The following is a 14,441-nucleotide window of genomic DNA, read 5'->3' as shown; positions in this document are numbered from 1 at the left end:
CACATTTTGAAAGAACTGGCCATGGCGTTGATCGAGCCTCGCACCCTCAAGGGATTCCGAGATTTCTTACCCGAGTCGATGATTCCTCGGGAAAAGCTCATGGAGACGGCTCGAACAGTCTACCGACGCTACGGTTTTGTCCCGATCGACACCCCGGCTCTCGAACTGTTGGAAGTGTTGACCGGAAAGGGATCGGATGAAACCGATCGCCAGATGTACCACTTCACCGATGCGGGAGGTCGAGCCGTTGGCATGCGATTCGACCTGACCGTCCCGTTCGCTCGATTCGCTGCCCAACACATTGGCCAGTTGGGAACTCCGTTCAAGCGGTACCACATCGCTCCGGTATGGCGAGGGGAAACACCTCAAGCGGGGCGATTTCGCGAGTTCGTACAATGCGACTTCGACACGATCGGTACGACGGGGGTAGTGGCCGATATCGAAACGGCGTTGGTGATTCATGAACTGATGCAAACCATCGGTATCGAACGTTTCGCCATCCGGATCAACAACCGCCAAGTTTTGACGGCGTTCCTCCAGTCGATGGGGCTTGAACACGCATCTACGTCTGTTTTGAGAGCATTGGATAAATTCGAGAAAGTCGGTGGCGATCAAGTTCGAAGAGAGCTGGAGCAAGCTGGATTGAATTCCGACCAAGCCAGCGCGGTGCTGGAGCTCGCGGCCCTCCGCGGCTCGACCGACGAGATTCTGAGCCGGCTCGACCGGCTCGTCGCAGGCGTCGAACTCGGGGGAGAAGGAGTCGAAAGGCTCCGCGCCCTCACCAGCGCATTGGAGGCGGCAGGTGTTTCGAACGAACATTATCGGATCGACGTCTCGATCGCACGCGGGTTAGACTATTACACGGGCGTTGTATTCGAAACGACTCTCGGTGACCTACCGTCGATCGGCAGCGTCTGCAGCGGTGGTCGCTACGATAACTTGGCAGGACTTTATACGAAGCAGCATTTGCCCGGCATCGGTGCATCGCTTGGTTTGGATCGATTGTTGGCCGCGCTGGAGCAGTTGGGGCGTCTCCCCAAACACAGCAGTGCGGCGGATGTATTTATCGCCTTGTTCGATCCAACGCGATTGAATGACTATTTTCGATTGGCGTCCATTGTTCGCCATGCCGGTTATTCCGTGGAAGTCTATCCCGACGGAAAGAAGCTGGCACAGCAACTTAAGTATGCCGATCAGCGAGGATTCCGGGTCGCGTTGATCGCAGGTTCCGACGAGCTGGAACGAGGGACCGTTCAAGTTAAAGATTTGGTGAATAAGATCGGTACCGAGGTGAGCTGGCGAGACGAGCCGGTTAAGCTTTCGCATGCAGTCGAAACCATCCTCCGATTGACGGGCGACGATCTGCTGGCTTAGCGACTCGGAGCGAATAGCTCACCTGTTTCCCTCCCACCGAATCCCCTCCGTACCTTGCATCTCCTCTCGTCATCACTTCGCGCCCGTGGCGCCTCTGCGAGAAACCTTCCGTCCCTGTAGTCCCATCGATTGCGTGGGGGATGAGTTTCTCACCAAGGCGCAAAGATCGCAAAGAGAAGAACGGAGAGCATTCTGCTAATTGAATCCCCTCCCGTACCTTGCATCTCCTCTCGTCATCACTTCGCGCCCGTGGCGCCTTTGCGAGAAACCTTCCGTCCCTGTATTCCCATCGATTGCGTGGGGGTGAATTTCTCGCCAAGGCGCAAAGATCGCAACGAAAAGAACGGAGAGCATTCCGCTAATTGAATCCCCTCCCGTACCTTAATCCCCTCCCGTCATCCCTTCGCATATTGGCGCCTCTGCGAGAAACCTTCCGTCCCTTACCGCTTTGTGACTCTCGGAAAGAAGCGGCCGGTTTGTTCCGCATATTTTGCATAGCGTTCTCCGTATGCTTCTCGCAGTGCTTGTTCCTCTTGCGGTAATCGAGCGGCCAGCAAAACGAGTAGGAGGGCGCAGCCGAGTGCGAGGAGTCCGTTGGCGGCAAGCAGGCAGACGCCGGTCATTAGGCCCGCGGTAGCCACATAGTAAGGGTGTCGCACCCAATGGTAGGGACCTGATGTGACCAGCTCCCCGCCCGATCGAACCGACGCAGTGCCCGTTAAGCTTTTGCCAAGATGTCTAAGCGACCAGATGAAAAGTGCAATGGCGGGTAGCCCAACGAGCATGCCAACCCAGCGAACGAGAGATGGAATCGGAAGAGACGCCCACGCGACCGATGTGGGGTAGATCATGTACGCTGCTGTGGATGCGACCAACAGGAGCGTGCAGGATTGAATTGCAAGGAAGAACCCAATCGTATCCCGCGGTTGGTCTTCCCTCCGCGAGTTAGTCGACGAAGCTCGTTTGGCAGGGACTATGCTAGCGATCGCTATGCCAAGAAGGATTAGGATTGCAGCGCGATAGGGAAGCTCTAGCAGCATAGGGCGTTTCGCAGCAACGTATGCGAGAGCTAGGCGGCGGAGGCGTTTCTCACGTTTTGCTGAGGGGCTCCTTTGGCGGGAAATCGGTTGGCCATGAAGAGCCGCTCCCACCAGTTTGCTTTGCGAAGTCGAGGGTCGGACAACGAGACCGAGTGGGTTTTCCCTTTTCGCGTTTCCAGGATCACGCTTCGATCTCGCACTTCGCGCACGATCCAATATTTGTCCACCTCGTAGCTGTAGAGCTCTCCATGCGGAGAGGGAGCGATGTTCTTCGCACGGGGGCCGGGCGATAGACTGTGCTTCTCTCTCGTGTACACAACCCAGTCATTGGGGTGAAACGGTCCGCTCATTTGAACGTGTCCTAGCTTCGCAATCAGGTGGAAAAAGCTACTTTGTAAGGCTTGGAATGCTCCATTGGGGAGTTGATACTCCCTTAGAGAATAAGACGACAGTGCCAGCAAGCGTTTGCCGGGGTTGAGGTGCGGGTAGAGGACCCCGCCAACCGCTGCAACTTTGTATTCTTGAATGAGAACGGTTGAGAATCCAGGTCAGCATGAGGGGAAATGGGGGGATTGCGGTGAAAAGGTGGGGTTTTCTTGCTTGAAGGGGATTGGGGGACTGGGATGGAAAGTCGGATCGTTTCGGTACAGTTTGTATGTTTAGGCAATATCTGTCGTTCGCCGGCCGCTCAAGGGGTGATGGAGGACTTGATCCGGACACGGGGTTTGGCCGATCGGTTCGCGGTCGATTCGGCGGGGACTGCCGGGTATCACATCGGCCGGCCGCCCGACACGCGCATGTTGGCGTCCGCGAAGAAGCGAGGGTACGAGTTGGCGAGCCGAGCGAAGCAGTTCGAGAAATCGCATATCCGGTCACGGACGCTCATCTTGGCGATGGATCGGGAGAATTTGCGAGATATTTTGGCGATGGCGGAAGGAGTCCCGACTCACATTCAGCTCTTCAGCGATTATCTCGATGGCTCGTGGCCTCGCGACGTGCCCGATCCTTACTATGGAGGCGAGGAAGGCTTTGAATATGTGCTCGATATGTTGGAGACGGGATGTCCGAGGGTATTGGAAGCGCTTCAAAAAAAGATCTCACATTCTTTCTAGCCCCGCATCGACGTGACCAAACGTGTCCTCGCATCGACGAAAAATACTCTCAGTCAATCGGAGGTCTGATTGTGAATGGGAGATGAATTCGATAGCATCGCATATCACGCGATGGAGTCGCACGTACGCCCAGAGATGACCTCTGCCCGGTGAACAAGTCTTAAGAGGGATGCTTGTTCACGTGACATACTCATAATCTCTCGCTTTGCTTTTAAGCGAAAAGGGAATGGAAGAATGGCCGCATCCAGCAAGAATGCAGGAAAGAAGAAGACCGACAAGGGAGGTTCCAGCGAACCCTCCGGGATGGAGAGCATCTACAAGCGCGAACCGGGATTGAAGACCACGCTGCAGCAGATCGAAAAGCAGTTTGGCGAAGGTTCGATTATGCCCCTCGGTGGTGAATCCCAGCTCAAGATCGAGGGAATCAATACCGGATCTTTGTCGCTAGATATGGCGCTCGGTGGGGTCGGGATCCCTCGGGGGCGAATCATTGAGATCTTTGGCCCGGAGTCGAGCGGTAAGACTACAGTATCGCTTCATATCTGCGCCCAAGCTCAAAAGGCAGGTGGCATCGCGGCGATCATCGACGCCGAGCACGCGTTCGACCCGAGTTGGGGAAAGAAACTAGGTGTCGAGCTCGACACGCTGTTGGTGAGTCAGCCCAGCAGTGGCGAAGAAGCGATGCAGATCACGGAGATGCTTGTAAAGAGCAACGCCGTCGATGTTATTGTCATCGACTCGGTCGCTGCTTTGGTTCCCCGGCAAGAATTGGAGGGGGAGATTGGCGATAGCCACGTCGGATTGCAAGCTCGATTGATGAGCCAGTCGATGCGGAAGCTCACCGGTGCAATCGCTCGTTCTAAGACGGCGGTGATCTTTATTAACCAAATTCGGGAGAAGATCGGGGGAATGTCCTATGGCAGTCCTGAGACGACCCCTGGCGGGCGTGCGCTCAAGTTCTATGCGTCGTGTCGAATCGATGTTCGCCGCATTGGGCAATTGAAGGATGGCGAGGAAGTCGTCGGCCAGCGCGTGAAGGTCAAGATTGTGAAGAACAAGGTTGCGCCTCCGTTCCGGATCGCCGAGTTCGACATGATGCATAACTGCGGCATCAGCTACGAAGGAGATTTGCTGGACTTGGGGACAGCCCACAAGATCCTTTCGCGGAGTGGTGCTTGGTACAAGTACGGCGAGACTTACATCGGTCAAGGAAAAGAGAAGGCCAGAAACTTCTTGGTTGACAACAAAGATGTCGCGACCGAGATCCGCGATGCGATTTTGGCTTGCGGTGGCTACACCGGTCCGGAAGGAAAACCGGAAGCGGGCGACGATGTGGACGAGGGAGTCGCCGACTCCTGATTCGTGGGATCGCTCAACCTATCGCTCAAAGCGTGGGCCTGCGGAGGCGAACCAATCCGGTTTTCTTCCGCGGCCCGTTTTGTGCGTTGCGATCGATCGGTGCCGAGCAATCAGCCGCGCAGACCGAGCGGCGGGCAGACGGCCGGGCGGGTAGACAGTGGTAATCGAATAAGGGTGGGCATCGAGCATGCGCAGGTTAGATCGTCAAGGGTGCGGATGGGCGTCGCGATGCTGCGCGCTTGTGCTGGCGATGGTGGGAAGTTTTCTTGGGTCTGAGGATTCCACAGGGGCTGAGTCGGAGTCTGCGAAGCCGAACATCCTTTGGTTCATCGTCGACGACATGTCCGCGAACTACTCTTGTTATGGCGAGCGGTCGATCGAGACACCCCATGTGGATCGATTGGCCGAGGAGGGGACGCTCTTTCGCAACGCGTTCATCACGGCTCCGGTTTGTTCCCCTTGTCGCTCTGCGTTGATCACCGGCATGTACCAGACGAGCATCGGGGCGCATCATCACCGAAGTGGGCGAGGGGAAAGAAAGATCCATTTGCCCGAGGGGGTCACGCCGCTACCTGTGTTATTTCAGCAAGCGGGGTACTACACCTGCATCGGGAGCGGGCTGGACGGGGCCTCCGATCCACCTACGGCGAAGCGCAAGGCTCTCGGCAAGACGGATTACAACTTCGAACACGATCTTTCCATGTACGATGCAAGTGATTGGCGGAACCGCCAGCCGGAGCAACCGTTCTTCATGCAAGTGCAATTGGCGGGTGGGAAGCTTCGAGGGGGAACCGATGCGTCGGCGACTCGATTTGCCGAGCAGGCGGCCAAGGAATTTGGTCGGTCGGTGGATCCCCAAAGTGTCGAACTGCCTCCTTACTATCCACGCGATCCAGTTCTTCTTCGCGACTGGGCTGCTTATTTGGATTCGGTTCGTATGACCGATTTGCATGTGGGTAAAGTCATCGAGAGATTGAAGCGCGAGGGAATCTACGAGAATACTTGGATTGCTTTCATGACCGATCACGGGATCAGTCATGCGCGAGGCAAGCAGTTTTTATACAACGAAGGGACGCATGTACCTTTGGTGATCCGGGGCCCGGGCGTTGCGGCGGGGAAGATCCGTGAGGACTTGGTCGAGCACATCGACTTGGCCGCGACCAGTTTGCGCGTGGCAGGGATTGGATTGCACGCGTCGATGCAGGGTGAGGATTTGTTGAGCGAGAGCTATGAGCCGAAAGATGCAGTCTTTGCAGCCCGCGACCGCTGCGACGAGACCGTGGAGCGGATTCGGAGCGTCAGGACGGATCGGTATTTGTACATTCGAAACTACCATCCCGAGCGACCTCACTTGCAGCCCAATGCTTACAAGGACGGCAAGTCGATCGTCAAGACTCTTCGGAGGTTGCATGAGGCGAAGGAGTTGAGCGCGCTTAGCGAGCGGTTGTTGTTTTCACCCACCCGTCCTGCTGAGGAGTTGTATGCGTGGCGGGAGGATCCTTGGCAGTTGACCAATCTCGCGGGGGATTCCCGTTATCGATCGGAGTTGGAGGGGCATCGAGCGCGTTTGGATCGATGGATTGTGGAGACAGGGGATCGCGGAGCCGAGTCGGAGCAGATGTATGACTCGGACATGGCGGTCTATGTGGGGAAGGGGAATCCCGTGGTCGAGGAGAATATCCGCCTCATGAAACAGTGGAGAGCGGAGGGAAAGTAGCGGCCTGCCCGGTGAAGGCAGGGGCTGCCTAGGGCTACGGAAACCGGAGCCCTCGAAACCAGACCGACCGAAAGCGAGGCGATTGGCAGCGTCGCGGACGATTTATTTTCGGCGGGCCAGGAGGATGGAGGTAACGAATCCGACCAAGCTGAAGGCGCCGATTCCGAGGTAGGTGTACATATACGGAGCGGCTTGTTCGAACGCCCGTTTCATCCGAAAGTAGTCGGGCGTGTAGGTTTCGGAGAGTCCGGTGTAGGCGATGACGTTCCAGGTGTCCCATGCGGCGACGGGGGGCATATTCTCGACCGCCTTGCGAGCTTCGGCGTAGTAATCCTCTTCGGTCTTGCTCAGATCGACAGGAAAGGTCAAGCGATCGTAGGCCATCAGTCCACCGTAACCGAGAAATCCGATCGCAGAAATCAGGAAAATTCCTGTGAGGACTCGCAGCAAGATGCTGGGAGGGGTAGTTGGGCGATCTGCGGTCGCGGTAGTGGTTGCGACGGGAGGGAGAGCGGCGATATGGCGAATGGTCGGGACGTCGATCGATTTCCCGCAAGAGGGACATTGCAGCGCCATGCCCGCTTGGGAGCGGCTGACGGGTATTTGAGCCCCGCAAGAGCATGGCAAGAGAAACTGACTCATAGATTCCGATGGGACCTGAGAAGGGGGATGGAGGTAGGGCTCGTTCGCCAATCGATTCTACCCTGCAAGTCATCGCAGATCATGCTTACGGCAAGGTTTGCCGATCGGTTTTCCGCGACTTGCTCCATTCCGATAAAGTCTTCACCCAATCACTGGACCGAGCAGAGGGTGCAGTTAAAATAAGAGTGCTGTTGCGACAAGAGGTGGAGGCGTCTAGCTGAAGTCTTTTTTCGAGCGACCTGCTAAACGATCCCACCGCTGAATTGTTCGAGTCAACTAAAGCTCCAACCGTTTTCCTATCTTAGGTTGGCAAAACAAAGAACACGACCGTCGATCAGCGCATGGGTAAGAGTGAACTTGCGAGGGGCGTAGCGCCTCTTTAGCAGTCCACTCTAGGTTGCAAAAGGAATGCTGGCAAATGATGCCTTGTTCTCTTTTCTGACCTAAGGTAGGCAGTATTCGCTGGCGGCAGTGATAGCCATGGATGCAATCGGTCGTGTTCCAGTTCCTCGTGCGGTCCAGCCGCTCGATCCTTGAATTGATCCAATCCAATAAAGAGATGATTTGGAGATACCGCTTCGCAGGGTTTTGCGAGAGCGTTTGATTCTGGGGAGGATGAGGGGGTGTGTACGGTCTCGCGTATTTGAGGCGAGGTATCGACGCAGGGCGAGGATCGCCGGATTTTTTTCCTATTCGTAAATATTTACCAATTATATTCGGAGAGGGGTTCGCATTCAGTTAGGTGCTACACTTCCCTTGCCTCGCTCAGGCAGGGGATGAGAATCTGGGCGCGCAGGTGGGTTGATCCGCGTGGGTTGGGGAGTGGGATTTGGGCAAAAAATGCCGATTGTCTCGTTTCCGGACTGCGGGGATTGCCAAAACAAGACGCGTTTTAGGTTCTCGGACCATGCTGACTACGGGCACTCCGATCCTCCATTCAATTCGTGGTTTCAGGAGCTTTAACCTTGTTCGACGGCCTGTTGGATTTCGATGATGATTTGCCTCGCAGCGCTGACGACTTGGATGGTCTTCGCAAGCTGTCGCTTGAGGAGGAAGGTGATGATCTGGGCGATACGGTTGTCGATGTCGTAGTACCAGAGGACCAAGTCCAATTGGAGAGCGATGATGATTTGCTCTCCGGAATGGACGAAATCGAAACTTGGTCGGACGACCCGGTTCGGATGTATTTGACGCAGATGGGAGAGATCCCGTTGTTGACCCGTCAAGAAGAGATCCGGCTGGCGAAGAAAATCGAAGTCACCCGACGACGATTCCGCACCAAGCTGCTCGAGTGCGATTATGTGGTCCAGTATGCCTTCAAGATTCTCAAGCGTGTTCATACTGGCGAACTGCCATTCGATCGCACGGTCCAAGTCTCGGTCACCGACCGGCTTGAAAAAGACCAGATTTTGGGACGGTTGCCGCACAACCTTAAAACGCTCGATGTCCTTCTCAAGAGGAACCGTCGCGATTACCGCAATGCTCTGAGCAAGAGTGTTCCGGAAAGGAAGCGTTTGGAGGCTTGGCAATCCCTGGCGAGACGCCGGCGGAAAGCGGTCCGTCTTATTGAAGAACTAGGGCTGCGCACGCAGCGCATCGAAGCGATGATCAGCGTTCTCGAACGTTTGAGCCAACGCGTCGATGAAATCCTCCATGATTTGGCGACCCTCAAATCGCACCAAGTGGCACCTTCTCAGGTGGCGCAGCTGAAGCGAGAGTACCGCCAGATTTTGGTTGCAACCCAGGAGACTCCATCCTCGCTTCGCAACCGCGTCGCGATGGTGAAAAAGGTCTTCACCGAGTACCAGCGAGCGAAGAAGCAGCTTAGCGAAGGCAATCTGCGGCTCGTCGTCTCTATCGCGAAGAAGTATCGAAACCGCGGTCTCAGCTTCTTGGATCTGATCCAAGAAGGAAACGCAGGTTTGATGCGAGCGGTGGACAAGTTCGAGTATCGACGGGGCTTTAAGTTCTGTACGTATGCGACTTGGTGGATCCGGCAGGCGATCACGCGCGCCGTAGCGGATCAAAGCCGAACCATTCGAATTCCGGTTCACATGGTGGAAACCATGTCCCGCGTTCGCAATGTTTCCCGCCAATTGCTGCAGGAGCTTGGCCGCGAACCGACCCTCGAAGAAACAGCACGACGGGCCGAAACAACGATCGAAGAAGCGCGACGTGTGTTGGCGATGAGCCGATACCCCATTTCGCTCGATCGACCGGTTGGCAATAGCGAAGACAGCCAATTCGGGGACTTGCTCCCAGACGGCACAGCCGAAAGCCCAGCGATCGGCGCGGGGCAAGAGATGTTGCGATTGCGAATCAACTCGGTCCTCAAGACCCTGAGTTACCGTGAACGCGAGATCATCAAGCTTCGATACGGTCTAGGCGATGGCTACAGCTACACGCTCGAAGAAGTCGGACACATCTTCAAAGTGACGCGAGAACGTATCCGTCAAATTGAAGCCAAAGCGGTTCGCAAGTTGCAACAGCCCAGCCGTTCGCAAGAACTCGTCGGCTTCCTCGACTAACTCCATCGAAGGTCGAATTAGCAAATTCCAACCTCAGCCGTTTGCTTTGCAAACGGCTGAGGTTTTTTTATTGGCGAATCGAATGAGATCTCCGAGGACTTAGCCCTCACCCATCGATCGATAGTCGGATCGCCACAGCACCATGGTTCCACTACTTCATCGCAGGAATGTCTGGGAGATTTAGGTAACGCGACCAACAGACATCGCACTGCGGCCGATCGCCCATTCTTCGTCGGTGCGAATGGCAAACACCGATTGCGACCGATTTCGAGGGGTCAATCTAGCAATTCCTTCTCGCCAGTTCGGTGCAACATTCTGTTTCTCGTCCAGCTCGAACCCAAGCCACCGAAACCGATCCATGACCGAGCGGCGAATGCGGGGAGAGTTCTCACCGATGCCCGCCGTGAAGACGATCGCATCGATCCCTCCCATCAGCACGGCATATCCCCCCATGCACTTTTGAATGCGGCGGACATAGTGGTCGATAGCCAGGGTCGCGTTGGGATCGCCCGCATCTGCGCGCGCTTCGATCGTTCGCATGTCCGAGTCTCCGCAGAGTCCTCGCATGCCGCTGTCGCGAAGAAGTGCCGACTCGACCTTGTCAGGATTCCAGCCTGGTTGCCTCTGCATGTAGAAGATCGCGCCGGGATCGATGTCCCCGCTTCGGGTCCCCATCGCGATCCCTTCCAGCGGAGTAAAACCCATCGAGGTATCGATAGGAACGCCATCCAGCGACGCGGTAATGCTCGAGCCGCCACCTAGGTGCAACGAAAGGATACGGCGAGGGCCTATCGCCGTAGGGAGCTCCCTCTGCATCGTTTCTAGCGCGCGTTGGATCGCGAACTCATGCGATGTGCCATGCGCTCCGTAGCGTCGAATTCCGTATTCGCGGTACCAATTGTCTGGGACGGCGTAGCGAGTCGCCATCTCTGGAAGCTTTGCAAAGTAAGCGGTATCGAAGACCATTGCCGCAGGTAGAGATGGAAATCGATTCCACATCCACTCGATGACTTGCCTAGCCGGAGGGTTGTGGAGCGGAGCAAGAGGATCCAGGAGTCGTAATGCCGCGATGGCGTCGGAGGTGACGCGCGTTGTAGCAGGGAAGAAAGAGCCCCCGTGCACTACGCGATGCCCGATCGAGCCAATGGATCGGAAATCGACTTGAGCTAACATCTGTTCGATGGCTGCCTCGTAATTCGGAGCTTCTCCATCCTGCTGACCGATCCGGTCGACCAGTCCTCGTTGCGTTTTATTACCCGATAGCGGCTCGACGACCGCATATTTGAGCGAGGTGCTCCCCACATTCAGAACGAGGACGTTTTGGTGATCGATTGGCTCCATCGAGGTTCGGTCATCCATTCCCTTGGATCAGGGATACGAGGTCTTGGGTGGAGAGTTTGCCTGCAGCCCCAGTACCGTCAAGAACGCTTTCGACCAAGTCTCTTTTGGTGTCGTGCATCGCGAGGATTTCTTCTTCGATCGTATCCTTTGCGACGATGCGATAGACCATGACCGGTTTGTCTTGTCCGAATCGATGCGCCCGATCCGTCGCTTGATCCTCGACCGCTGGGTTCCACCATGGATCCATGTGAATGACGTAGTCGGCAGCCGTCAGATTGAGACCTGTCCCCCCAGCTTTGAGGGAGATCAAAAAGGCCGTGCTATTACCGTTTTGGAAGGCATCCACGAGACGTTGCCGTTCGGCGGCGGGAGTCGAACCGTCAAGGTATTCGTACGAAATGCCTTGCTCGTCGAGCGCTTTGCGGATGAGGCCAAGGTGTTCGGTGAATTGGCTAAAGACGAGTGCACGGTGACCTTCTTCTCGCAAATTGGTGAGCGTCTCGCAGAGTTGGTCCAGTTTGGCCGAAGAACGATCCCATTTCTTGTTCACGATACCAGGATGGCAGGCGAACTGGCGAAGTCGGGTAAGCAACGAGAGGATTTTGAACCGCTGATCCTTTTGATCGGGAAGGGTCACCAGGTTTTGCAGTTCTCCGATTGCGGTTCGACGCACCAACTCATACTGCGATCGTTCCGCAGGGCTCAGGTCGACGTACAGTACCGACTCCGTCCTGGGTGGCAACTCTTGGAGAACCTGTTCTTTGGTTCGCCTCAGAATAAAGGGTTTGAGACGATCGGCGAGCAATCGTTTCGAGCGTTCGCACCCATTCTTTTCAATCGGAGCAGCGTATTTGGTGCGGAACGATTCCCAGCCGCCCAGAACACCTGGTGCGACGACGCTGAACAGGCTCCAAAGCTCTCCAAGATGGTTTTCCATCGGGGTTCCGGTGAGTGCAATCGTCCATTTCGCGTTCAAGGTCGATACGGTTTGAGACGTTTTGCTTCGCGCGTTTTTAATCGCCTGGGCTTCATCCATCACCAACGTTCCCCACTGGACCTTCGCCAGTTCGGAGCCATCGCGCAGCGCGATGGCATAGCTGCTCACGACGAGATCCCCATGCTTTAAATTTTCGAGAAGCTCGCGTCGATCCGATTCTCGATACATGATGGGAGTCAGGGATGGGGCGAACCGTTTGGTTTCCCGAATCCAATTGAATCCGACGGAGGTCGGGGCCAGGACCAACGTCGGACCTTCCGCCGCGCGCGAAGCGAGAACGGCGAGCGTTTGGATTGTTTTTCCCAGTCCCATATCGTCGGCCAGTACTCCGCCGATCCCCCATTCCGCGAGGCGACTCATCCACTTGAAGCCCTCGGTTTGGTAATCTCGCATCAATGTTGAGAATCCGTCAGGCAAGGGAGGATCAAGCTGTTGGGCTCGCAGCATCTTCTGCATGCATTCCTGCCAAGCTTTGGTTGCCTTCAGTTGGATCCCCATGCCATCCAATGATTCGAGAACCGGGGCCGCAGAACCGTCCATGATCAGGGATTTGCGATCGGTATGGCATGCGCCTTTGAGTTGGAGCAGATTCTCACGGAGGCTTTGTTCGATGCGGACCCATTCCCCTTCTCCGATCTGTGTGTAGTCGCCAAGGAGCGGGTTGGTGGTTCCATCGAGCTTCTCCAGGAGGCGCTGCAGCGTCAGGTTTTCATCCCCGACCTGGCATTCGCCCCCGATCCCGAACCAATTCCGTTTGGAGGAGACGTCGATACGAAGCTGGGAAGCGCTGATAGAACCGATGAACTTCGGGGCCTTGGCACTCTTGTTGTCCCAGAGCACTTCGATTTCCTTTCGATGCAGTTCCAGATTTTCGAGAAACATGAGTGCATCATTGAGTTCCGAAATCGTTCCTGTGAATGGAGCTTCACCCGAGGGCTTGATTCCCAGCGATGCGCAAAGCGCCTCGGCCTTTTGAAGCTCTTCGTCCGTAGAACGCACCCACTGAACAGGCTTCCCTTCAAGAACTCCGGAGGTGATGGCAGGTTGGGAGCCCGGGTAAGTCATAGCGCCCGACCGCGTTCGGACCCGAACGCCGAAATCCAGTTGTCCATCGGCTCGTGAGCGGAGTAGAAGGAGCATGTTTCCGGGATCGCGTTGCTTCGGACCCGCGATCTCTTCAGGGAGCACGACGGGAAGATTCTTCTGGAGGGCATAGAGTCGCGAGAGCAAGTTCTCTTTGTACTGGATCGGAATCGGAGGTTGCGCGAGCAAGTGCTCGATGACGTCCCGTTGCGAACTCGTCAATTGGGCCACGTAGATCATGGGGTAGTAGGAATCGTAAACGAACAATCCATGCGGAGTGAAATAATATTTCATGCCACTCAGCGAGTCCGTTTCTCCAGTCAAGCTGAACGACAGAGAATCGTCCTGTTCCGTCACGGAGAGATAGAACATTCTATTCTGGATCTTTCCTGGCCTCTCATCGATCTCCACATTCGGTGCATTGACAAGTTTTGAAATTGCTTGCAACGAGAAAGGATTCCAATCGTACATGCTTTCGTCTGCGGTCCGAAGCACTTTGAGGTCCAAAGGGGTCAGGATGTCCAAATGGTCGAACTTCAGAGTGCGCGAGGGGAGTTTCTTACCCTTGCTAAATCCTTTGCCTGTCTTCTTCATGGTTTGCAGAAGCGGATGGACTTTCAGCTTTCCGTCCGTCGTTTCGATAGACCAGACCAATCGTCTCGCCACCGGCGCTTGCTCCAGATCCGGTAATTCCCCGCTGGGGGGGAGCATGGGTATGGAGTATTTGGCAAAGCTATCCAGGAGTGCAAGCGTCTTCTCACCAGGATCGGTCGCGAACCTCACGAGATTCGGTGAGCCAGGGTTAAATCTCTTCCTAATGATGAGGGACGAGAGGTAAGAGTCGTCGTCGTCCAGATCGAGAAGCAATTCGTTCGCAAATACTTGAATGTGCACACAGTAATGGCGAGGGGACGATGCTCCACAATCGCACTTAGCCACAGGGTTCGTGGGGTCGAGACGCAAGTAGACCCGAGCTTCCGAGTCAGGGGTGTCTAGTTCTCCGACGATTTCACCGGAAGCGTTGACAAAGAGATATGTCATCGTGATGAGCATTTCTCCATAATCACGATCGAAGAGCTGGAGCTTGGTGAACGCCTGCTCGGCACGTTCTTGCCATTCGCTCAAGAGCGAACCGCTGTTCGATTTTGACGGAATCGGAAAAGAGCCATCTTGGACCCGGTCGGTCAAGGCTTCTGCAAAGCGCTTTCGAAAATCCTCAAGATTCCTGGTGTCTGGTTTTGGTCTGTT

General features: G+C 55.6%; 10 protein-coding genes. 5 read left to right on the top strand and 5 right to left on the bottom strand.

The genetic code is table 11. The features are described from left to right. The first annotated feature begins 27 nt into the window (after positions 1–27). Positions 28–1,374 (top strand): histidine--tRNA ligase, encoded by a 1,347-nt coding sequence (gene hisS / locus VN12_RS12900; RefSeq protein ID WP_146679907.1) that lies wholly within the window; start codon positions 28–30, stop codon positions 1,372–1,374. Positions 1,375–1,814: 440 nt separating this feature from the next. Here hisS and VN12_RS12895 read toward each other — a convergent pair whose 3' ends face one another. Further along, entirely contained in the window at positions 1,815–2,414 is a 600-nt protein-coding gene (locus VN12_RS12895; protein WP_146677225.1) for a methyltransferase family protein, read from the bottom strand. Positions 2,415–2,443: 29 nt separating this feature from the next. Then, positions 2,444–2,764, bottom strand: coding sequence for a hypothetical protein (locus tag VN12_RS12890; RefSeq protein ID WP_146677224.1), 321 nt, complete (start codon positions 2,762–2,764; stop codon positions 2,444–2,446). Positions 2,765–3,037: 273 nt separating this feature from the next. On the opposite strand from VN12_RS12890, the gene VN12_RS12885 reads away from it, so the two are divergent. The 3 genes from VN12_RS12885 to VN12_RS12875 all read left to right on the top strand — a co-directional run bounded on the left by VN12_RS12885 (position 3,038) and on the right by VN12_RS12875 (position 6,602). After that, the gene (locus VN12_RS12885) at positions 3,038–3,526 is read left to right on the top strand and encodes a low molecular weight protein-tyrosine-phosphatase (protein ID WP_146677223.1); all 489 of its coding nucleotides are present in this window, start codon (positions 3,038–3,040) and stop codon (positions 3,524–3,526) included. Positions 3,527–3,829: 303 nt separating this feature from the next. Further along, positions 3,830–4,885 carry a recombinase RecA gene (recA, locus tag VN12_RS12880; protein ID WP_146679906.1) on the top strand — a complete coding sequence of 352 codons (1,056 nt, stop codon included), beginning with the start codon at positions 3,830–3,832 and terminating at the stop codon, positions 4,883–4,885. 187 nt (positions 4,886–5,072) lie between these two features. Then, complete coding sequence (locus VN12_RS12875; protein ID WP_240491133.1) at positions 5,073–6,602, top strand: sulfatase; 1,530 nt, start codon at positions 5,073–5,075, stop codon at positions 6,600–6,602. A 102-nt stretch (positions 6,603–6,704) separates the two neighbouring features. Here VN12_RS12875 and VN12_RS12870 read toward each other — a convergent pair whose 3' ends face one another. Next, the gene (locus VN12_RS12870) at positions 6,705–7,244 is read right to left on the bottom strand and encodes a hypothetical protein (protein WP_146677222.1); all 540 of its coding nucleotides are present in this window, start codon (positions 7,242–7,244) and stop codon (positions 6,705–6,707) included. 965 nt (positions 7,245–8,209) lie between these two features. Here VN12_RS12870 and VN12_RS12865 point away from each other — a divergent pair. Continuing rightward, positions 8,210–9,772 (top strand): sigma-70 family RNA polymerase sigma factor, encoded by a 1,563-nt coding sequence (locus VN12_RS12865; RefSeq protein WP_146677221.1) that lies wholly within the window; start codon positions 8,210–8,212, stop codon positions 9,770–9,772. A 180-nt stretch (positions 9,773–9,952) separates the two neighbouring features. Here the strand turns inward: VN12_RS12865 and VN12_RS12860 are convergent, their stop codons facing one another. Both VN12_RS12860 and VN12_RS12855 read right to left on the bottom strand, forming a co-directional pair. Further along, on the bottom strand, positions 9,953–11,131 hold the full coding sequence (locus VN12_RS12860) for an acetate/propionate family kinase (RefSeq protein ID WP_146677220.1): 1,179 nt from the start codon (positions 11,129–11,131) through the stop codon (positions 9,953–9,955). Continuing rightward, positions 11,124–14,318, bottom strand: coding sequence for a DEAD/DEAH box helicase (locus tag VN12_RS12855; protein ID WP_205855026.1), 3,195 nt, complete (start codon positions 14,316–14,318; stop codon positions 11,124–11,126). The genes VN12_RS12860 and VN12_RS12855 overlap by 8 nt, the downstream gene beginning before the upstream one ends. Positions 14,319–14,441 lie beyond the last annotated feature (123 nt).

Origin of the sequence: Pirellula sp. SH-Sr6A, assembly GCF_001610875.1 — a bacterium.
Lineage (GTDB): Bacteria > Planctomycetota > Planctomycetia > Pirellulales > Pirellulaceae > JBKCUI01.
This window is presented reverse-complemented; position numbering and strand designations above follow the sequence as displayed.